The sequence below is a fragment of the Methanoregula sp. genome (assembly GCF_049518935.1).
Classification (GTDB): Archaea; Halobacteriota; Methanomicrobia; order Methanomicrobiales; family Methanospirillaceae; genus Methanoregula.
Genome location: NZ_JBEKRH010000038.1, coordinates 1 through 6,881 on the forward strand (window position 1 = coordinate 1; position 6,881 = coordinate 6,881).

At 53.1% G+C, this 6,881-nt stretch carries 8 protein-coding genes; 3 read left to right on the top strand and 5 right to left on the bottom strand.

The genetic code is table 11. The annotated features are described in order from the left end of the window. Positions 1-292: 292 nt before the first annotated feature. Both ABSE13_RS12855 and ppcA read right to left on the bottom strand, forming a co-directional pair. On the bottom strand, positions 293-538 hold the full coding sequence (locus ABSE13_RS12855; protein ID WP_424028916.1) for a DUF2769 domain-containing protein: 246 nt from the start codon (positions 536-538) through the stop codon (positions 293-295). Positions 539-651: 113 nt separating this feature from the next. Further along, on the bottom strand, positions 652-2,118 hold the full coding sequence (ppcA, locus tag ABSE13_RS12860) for a phosphoenolpyruvate carboxylase (RefSeq protein WP_424028917.1): 1,467 nt from the start codon (positions 2,116-2,118) through the stop codon (positions 652-654). A 342-nt stretch (positions 2,119-2,460) separates the two neighbouring features. On the opposite strand from ppcA, the gene ABSE13_RS12865 reads away from it, so the two are divergent. The 3 genes from ABSE13_RS12865 to ABSE13_RS12875 are packed head-to-tail and all read left to right on the top strand — an operon-like array spanning position 2,461 to position 3,133. Beyond that, positions 2,461-2,643: a hypothetical protein gene (locus ABSE13_RS12865; protein WP_424028918.1), complete on the top strand. Its 183-nt coding sequence runs from the start codon at positions 2,461-2,463 to the stop codon at positions 2,641-2,643. Then, positions 2,643-2,879: a hypothetical protein gene (locus ABSE13_RS12870; protein ID WP_424028919.1), complete on the top strand. Its 237-nt coding sequence runs from the start codon at positions 2,643-2,645 to the stop codon at positions 2,877-2,879. The genes ABSE13_RS12865 and ABSE13_RS12870 overlap by 1 nt, the downstream gene beginning before the upstream one ends. Before the next feature lie 56 nt (positions 2,880-2,935). Next, complete coding sequence (locus ABSE13_RS12875; protein ID WP_424028920.1) at positions 2,936-3,133, top strand: type II toxin-antitoxin system VapC family toxin; 198 nt, start codon at positions 2,936-2,938, stop codon at positions 3,131-3,133. 205 nt (positions 3,134-3,338) lie between these two features. On the opposite strand, the gene ABSE13_RS12880 is transcribed toward ABSE13_RS12875, so the two are convergent. From ABSE13_RS12880 to ABSE13_RS12890, 3 genes are all read right to left on the bottom strand, one after another. Then, a complete protein-coding gene (locus ABSE13_RS12880; RefSeq protein WP_424028921.1) occupies positions 3,339-4,199 on the bottom strand; it encodes an alpha/beta fold hydrolase in 861 nt (286 codons plus the stop codon). A gap of 255 nt (positions 4,200-4,454) precedes the next feature. Continuing rightward, positions 4,455-5,180 (bottom strand): hypothetical protein, encoded by a 726-nt coding sequence (locus ABSE13_RS12885; RefSeq protein ID WP_424028922.1) that lies wholly within the window; start codon positions 5,178-5,180, stop codon positions 4,455-4,457. A 303-nt stretch (positions 5,181-5,483) separates the two neighbouring features. Beyond that, complete coding sequence (locus ABSE13_RS12890) at positions 5,484-6,725, bottom strand: hypothetical protein (RefSeq protein WP_424028923.1); 1,242 nt, start codon at positions 6,723-6,725, stop codon at positions 5,484-5,486. Positions 6,726-6,881 lie beyond the last annotated feature (156 nt).

Consider the following 6,881-nt stretch of genomic DNA (forward strand, 5'->3'; position numbering starts at 1 on the left):
GGAAAACCTTCATAGGAATGGAAGATAATGATCTCATGCCTACGGGCAGGATGCGGGCCATCTGACTTGTACGGTAGGTGGACCCGTCCTCTTCTTCTGTGGAACAACCTCCGGCTGTCCACGATGAGCGATTTAGATTCGTGGCATTTATACTTTCTAACGCAATCATCTACCGATCGGAAGTTGGTGCCAAACGATTGGCAATCTCAGGCTCCGGCTGCCCTCACGAGCACAAGCCCGGTCCCACGCCGGCAACCCGGCGGGATAATCAAAAACAGGATAAATAATTTGTCTAGTACGTGACGCAGAAGTATCCGACACGGAGATGATGCTTCGCGAAGATCTCGCAGCCCGTACAGAAACACCTGATCTTTTTTTTATCCGGGCACGAGGAGTTTCCGCGTGCGCAGAAGAGCTCGGTCGGCTGATATTTTTCAAGGGAATGTGCCTTGTAGTTCGGGCATATTGTGCAGTACTTCCGGCAGATCTCCCGGTTCTCTTCCGTATCCTCGGGAATATTCCTGGCGGGATTAATCATGATGAGTGATGTGTACAACGATGGTTAATAGGTTTTTGTGGAGTTTTCCGGTCTTTTACTAAAATTGTCCGGCCCGCTCTCCGACGAACCCCTCGATGTCCCTTTCGCTGATACTATCCCAAAAACTTCCGGATGTTTGCAGCCTGCAGGATCATCGGCTGGAGATCCTTGTTCCGGTTCTCGTGAAGCGCCTTGAGGATCGAACCGGTGACCTGCCGGTGCATGTCATGTACATCATCTCCGCAGATCCGCTCCGCTGCCTCTTTCATTGACGGTGAAAGGAATGGCGAGTCAGGATTCATATACCGGACCGCATCGGGAAGGTCCCGGTCGAAATTCACGTATACTTCACGCACGAACGCAAGGTCATCCCGGTCAAGCGCCGACAACCCGAGAATCTCGGGAGGAACGCCGATCGAGTACATGGCAGCAGTGAAGGTGATCGCCCGGGGGAGCGTCACGCCGCCGGTACTCCGGGTATACCCGAACAGGCCGATATGGAGTTTGCGTTTCCTCCGGCCCGGGATATGGGCTGCAACCCGGTTGACGATATCTGTGAGCGGGAGAAGTTCGCTGATGTAGGCCTGCGTATATTTCCCGATAATTTCAAGGCAGCGCTTTTCATTGACTGCCCGGGGTGTGGCAACCTCGCGTGTCTCAAGCTGCCTGACTGCGGCCTGGACTTCATCCAGCGGATAGTCGTACTTGAACGCGGACTGGATGGTGAAGGTATGTGCTGACGGATATTCGGTACTGACCCGGTCCACGGTATCCGGCCGGAGATTGCCCCGGAACGGTGCGGAACCGACCCCGATGATCGGGAAGACCGGGGTTCCGGTCTGGTCCTGCAGGGAGTTCAGGTTGAAAAGGGCGATCTTGTTGAGCAGGACTGCGCTGACCAGCCCGTAGTTCATGGCCGGGTCCGAGCGGGCAAGGAAGACCCGCTGGTACGGGAGCTCCTTGTCGAGCAGGTACCGGTGTACCGTTGTGTGGGCATCGAGCATACTCTTCTGATCTTCGAATAACGGGATCACGTTGATATGCCGGGGGGCAAATGTCCCGATCCAGTCGGCGATGGTGGTGTCCCTGCCGCCGAGCCGCTTGTACTGCTTGCCGATCACGAAGTCCGCGTAATACTGGTAAATGTTATCGATGGCGGTGTGGGAATCGGTCATCGGCAGGATGACCTCAAAGATTGGGGCGATATCTTCCCTGTAGAAGAGTTTCGCGCTGTCGAAGGACCGGGGGATACTTTCGAGGGTTTCGAGCAGGATCTTTGCCTCGGCTTTCTCCACCTGAGGGTTTGGCACACGGAGGGTGAGGAAAATATCCTGTCCCAGTTTTTTTTCTGAAAAGAACGGGGAGTAGGTGGTCAGGAGCTTCTTGACAACGAAGTTGTCCACCTCTTTTCCTTCGCAGTCCCACATCTGCTCCCGGCAGCCAAGGTGCGAGTAGACATAATATGCCTCCCTCACTTCATCCTCGCCACCGAGCTCGGATGATTCTGCAAAAAATGGCACGTGGACGTTGTCCGGGTGCTGGGTGCTCATGCATTTTGGGATCCTGGGTAATTCATCCATGGGATTCACCGGCGCCGGGGTCTCCCGGTCTGTCGTCTATAACCTGTTATCGTCAACCATATTTATTTTTGAGGTTGACGAACTCCGGGATCCGCAGTCTGGACCGGCGCCCTGCTCTCCCCACTGGCTGGTTCCAAACGCCCGGCGATCGCCCGGTGTTTGCTGCCTCCCGCAAGTATAAGCCCAAGGCCCGTCCGGCCACTACGCTCCGGGCATTCCCCTCCCTTCCCCGGCACTCCGGCCATCCCCCACCGGCCCCGGGCTGATAGCCCCTCAGGGAAATCTGGTGGGCAGAAGCAGATATACCAGTGCAGTAATATATGAAATATAAACGGAGCAAACATGCCGGTCACGGTTGAAGGAAAAATGGTTGACGGGCGTACGATCGTGCTCGATCATCCCCTGGCGAATGGCCAGAACGAAGTTCTTGTACGGCTGAAAATGAAAGCCAAGCGGACCAAGATCCAAGTCCCGGAACAATTTGTCATGAAGATCGCAGAAACGGATATTGAAGAGCTCTATTGATGAAAATCTCCGACCTTCAGGACGGTTCTGTATTTCTCGACACCAATATTCTGATTTATGCATTCACTACTACCCGGTTTACTCCTGCTTGTGAAGAGCTGCTCGACAAGGTGCGGGATGGTGTGGTGAAGGGCCATGTCAACAGCACCGTCATCGATGAGTTCTTCCACAAAGTCCTGCTCATGCAGGTTTATGCAGAAAAGGATTACAGCCGGCAGAAGCGATTGGCTTCCTGAAAAAGAACCCGGAACGGATAACGGATTTTCCCCTTCCGTTCGATGTAACCCGGGAAGTGCTTCATGATTATGGGATTATCGTACTGGATACTGCGCCACTCCTGGATGAAGCCCTCACACTCTCACGGCAGTACGGCCTTCTCTTTTCCGACGCTCTCCATGCAGCCCGCTGTACGCACTTCACGCTGGATCATCTCGTCACGAATGATCGTGATTTCTCCCGGGTCGATCGTATCTCGGTAATTGCACCGTAATATTTCGACCTTCTCCCATCCGCCTCGCAATCACCGGCGGGTCCCAAACGCCATGCGATCGCCCCGGCTATGCTGCCCCCCTCGCAAGTACAGTGCTGAGGCCCGTCCGCCCCGCCACCGCCTCGGGCCTGGCACGTGATCGCCGGCCCCCGGCACCCCCACGGCCCCTCACCCGCCGGCACAACCGTCCCGGGAAAAAATGAATTCAGTGGTTGAGCGGCGACTCGTCCATACCGAGGAAGTCCAGGGCGTTCTCACCGTACTCGACAGGAGCATAGTGGGACCCGACATGCGGGAGGCCCTTGAACCGTACGAGCCAGGACCCGTTGATCTGCCCGGCCATGCGTACTGACACCGGATCCGGTGTCAGCTCATCACTGGTGCCCACAACGAGCATGACATCCTTGTGAATGCCGGACAGGCCGTCCCAGGAACCGTTCCATGCGAGGTTCGCCTCGGCCTCCCGACGAACTCCCTCCGGGTAGGAGGGACCTGCTGCCACCGCTTCAATGGTCCCGAGCAGTTTTGTTGTCTCGGGAAGCCGGACACTATAGGCACTGGAGTCCAGCACCAGTTTCCGTACGCGTTCGGGATGGTCGATGGCAAGCTGCTGGGAGATCGAAGACCCCATGGAGACGCCATAGACATCCATGCTGTCATAGCCGAGCGCCGGCATGAGCTGTGCAGCATCGTCAGCATACAGTGAGATTGTCGGTGTCGCATTGTTGTCACTGCTGTATCCCATACCCCGGTTGTCATACGTATACACATGGTATTTCGAGGCAAGGATGCCGATGAAGGTCTCGTTCCAGTCATTGATGGTTCCGCCAAATCCCTGGACCATGAGGACAGGTTCACCGGCACCGAATTCACGGTATCCCAGCGTAATCCCGTTGACCTGTGCATACTCGACAGGTGTGGCATTGAACGATACGGCCGGAAAGGCCGGGGTTGCCGCAACCGTTGGCTGTGCGGAGGTACCGGAACTCCCTGTACATCCCGCCACAGCAATAAGGCCGATAGTAAAGGCGATTGCCAGGGTAAAAAGCGCGGTTCTGTTCATCATAAAAATCCCCGGTTTATCAGTATCGGAAACCAGATGGTGATCTTTAGGGTGGACCTTAAAAAAAGGTAACTGCGGGTCCGGGAATTGGTCTTTTGCGAGGTTCGCCGCCCGGAAGTATACTCGGATCTCGTGCACAAAACAGATCTTTTTCCCGGAGCGATCCCCATCAGATCTCCATAACGCGATTCCGGGAGCTCCGTCCCCCTCCCGCTTTGTGCAAACGGCTGGCCCCGCCGCCCACTCCGCTCAGTGGCATCAGACCCCGAATAGTTTCTTCAGGAATGAAACGAACTCATCAGCCAGAGATTCCCGAGTCGGGGGCTGGGATTGCGCAATGAGATCGATCGGGAAATCCCATGAGCCCTCATGGTTTCCGAATTTACTGACGTGAATGTCCATTTGTTTTGCATCAGCGGGAAGCGGTTCGAAATACAGATGAACCCTGTGGATCTGAGCTGAACCTGTATCGCAGATAAAATCCATATCTGTAAACTCCCGGGGATTCCCCTGATCGATACGGTATGTTGCAGCCGGATATGCACTCACATTGCATGGCAGGAGTCCCGCGGGCCCCGGTGTAACCTCATAGTCTTTTTCCGGAATCTCCACATCAAAAGATACGGTCCCTTTCATCGCGTTACAATCAAGAGCGACCAGCGTTGAAGTAACGCCGTTATCCTCTGCTCCCACATCCAAGACCATGTGTTTTTGCAGGGAACCTTCCGGAGATGCAACAAGGATAGTCGCGGTTCCGGTTCGCAGATGGGCCTCTGACAGATCCCAGGTTCCGCTGGTATCCCCCGGCGCATAAAGATAATAGACTCCAATCGTATAGATGCCGGCATCTACCTGTTTTCCCCCGTCGTCGCATTGATCCCACGACAGGATGGTTGTTATGGACTCGCCTTCCTGCAGTACCCGGGTGGAAGCATTTCTCTGCCAGGTACGAAAGTCCGCTCCTTCGATATGATTGACACCCATTTTCGGAGGCACCCCCAGAATAGTTACCGGTCCCGGGCCTTCATTTAGCATAGTGATATTCAGGACTACAGGTTCTCCATATGAGTAAACGGCTACCGCTGAACTGAGATTCTCCGGTGGATGAGACGGGGTCAGGACAAGGTTCACGGAAGGATCCGTATGTGCTGATCCTGGTGTTATGATCAATGTACCTGTCAGGAAAATAAAAAAAACAAATAAAATAGCACGTCGTACCTGGTTTTTCACAAACCAGCCCCTGGTACAATTCATACAGGAAAAAAAGGGGATCATCTGGTTCAGCCCTCACGTATCAGTGTTCGATGCATCGTGGTAGGTGTATATTGTCCCTCCAATATTATATGAGTTCATGAATACATAGAGCCCGTTATGCAAGGAATCATATTTGTACCGGTCCCACGTGAACCGCGAGCCGGGAGCCAGCCAGTTTCCATTCATGGTATCCTTCACACCGTAATCCTTGATGGTATTCGTTGTTGCCTGGAATGAGTGCGCAAGCGCCCCATTCAGGTACAGCTCGGAAGATCCTGTAATCCCTGTTATGTATGTCGAGGGATTGTCCGAGTCATTGTAGGTATACCTGTACCAGATTCCTGTGCCGGTATCAAGGAAATTGATGTTATACTGCCCGTTGGCCAGGATATAGACCTCGTAATAGAAACGGTCCCTGGAGGATGCATCGATCCAGGTGGCGGGCGGTACTCCGCTCTGTCCCCACAACAACGTACCTTCATCATAGACGGGAACGGACAGGTAGATTTTGCCATTATCCGTATACCATAAGGTCAATTCGATCTGGTCGCCGTTCCGGTTGAAATAAATTTCCCGTTCATGATATATGACGAAAGACTGCCCCTGATTCGAGAGAGTCTGCGGTGTCATATCTCCACGGAGAGCGACAGGATACTGGTTTGCATTCGTGTTGTAACTGGCCCATTCTGCGTAAAGATTCGATGTAGCCGCCGGGACGGAGGATGCGAATGAATGTGAATTGGTTTCAATTCTCTCAGTCTGCTGGTTATACCGTACGAGTTTTCTTTGTTCAATCCCATTGAGCATTTCATCGGCGTTCGTGTAAAATGCAAAACACTCACGTGGATAATCCAGGGTAATTGTCTGGGCCGACTGTGGATTCATTGTTTCATAGGTATCTTTTGGAATCTGCAGAAGTACCGTTTTTCCACGGTTGTCCTCCGTCCCGATTGAATACAGTGCAGAGTTACTATCCGCTGCAGCCTGTTTTGTTGACAGTGCACTTTTTGGAATGGAGATCTTAATATCGTCGGAATTCTTGTTTAAATTATTCTCATTCAGCCATTTCTCAGAAAATTCAAACGATACAATTTCTGACTCATTCATCGGCGCTTTTATCCTTATCTGACTATCATCAAACTTGGGTGTAATGATAATTCTGTCAGATGCATTTTTTGCCAGAGCGTTTATTTCTGCCGCACTCACCATCGGTACCATCGCCATCGCTGCCAGCAATAATGCCAGCAGGGCGACGCTCCATTTGCGTAGTTGCATTTTTTCATACCTCCTTTCATACGCTACGCTCGAAGGCATGGGAAAACCTTCATAGGAATGGAAGATAATGATCTCATGCCTACGGGCAGGATGCGGGCCATCTGACTTGTACGGTAGGTGGACCCGTCCTCTTCTTCTGTGGAACAACCTCCGGCT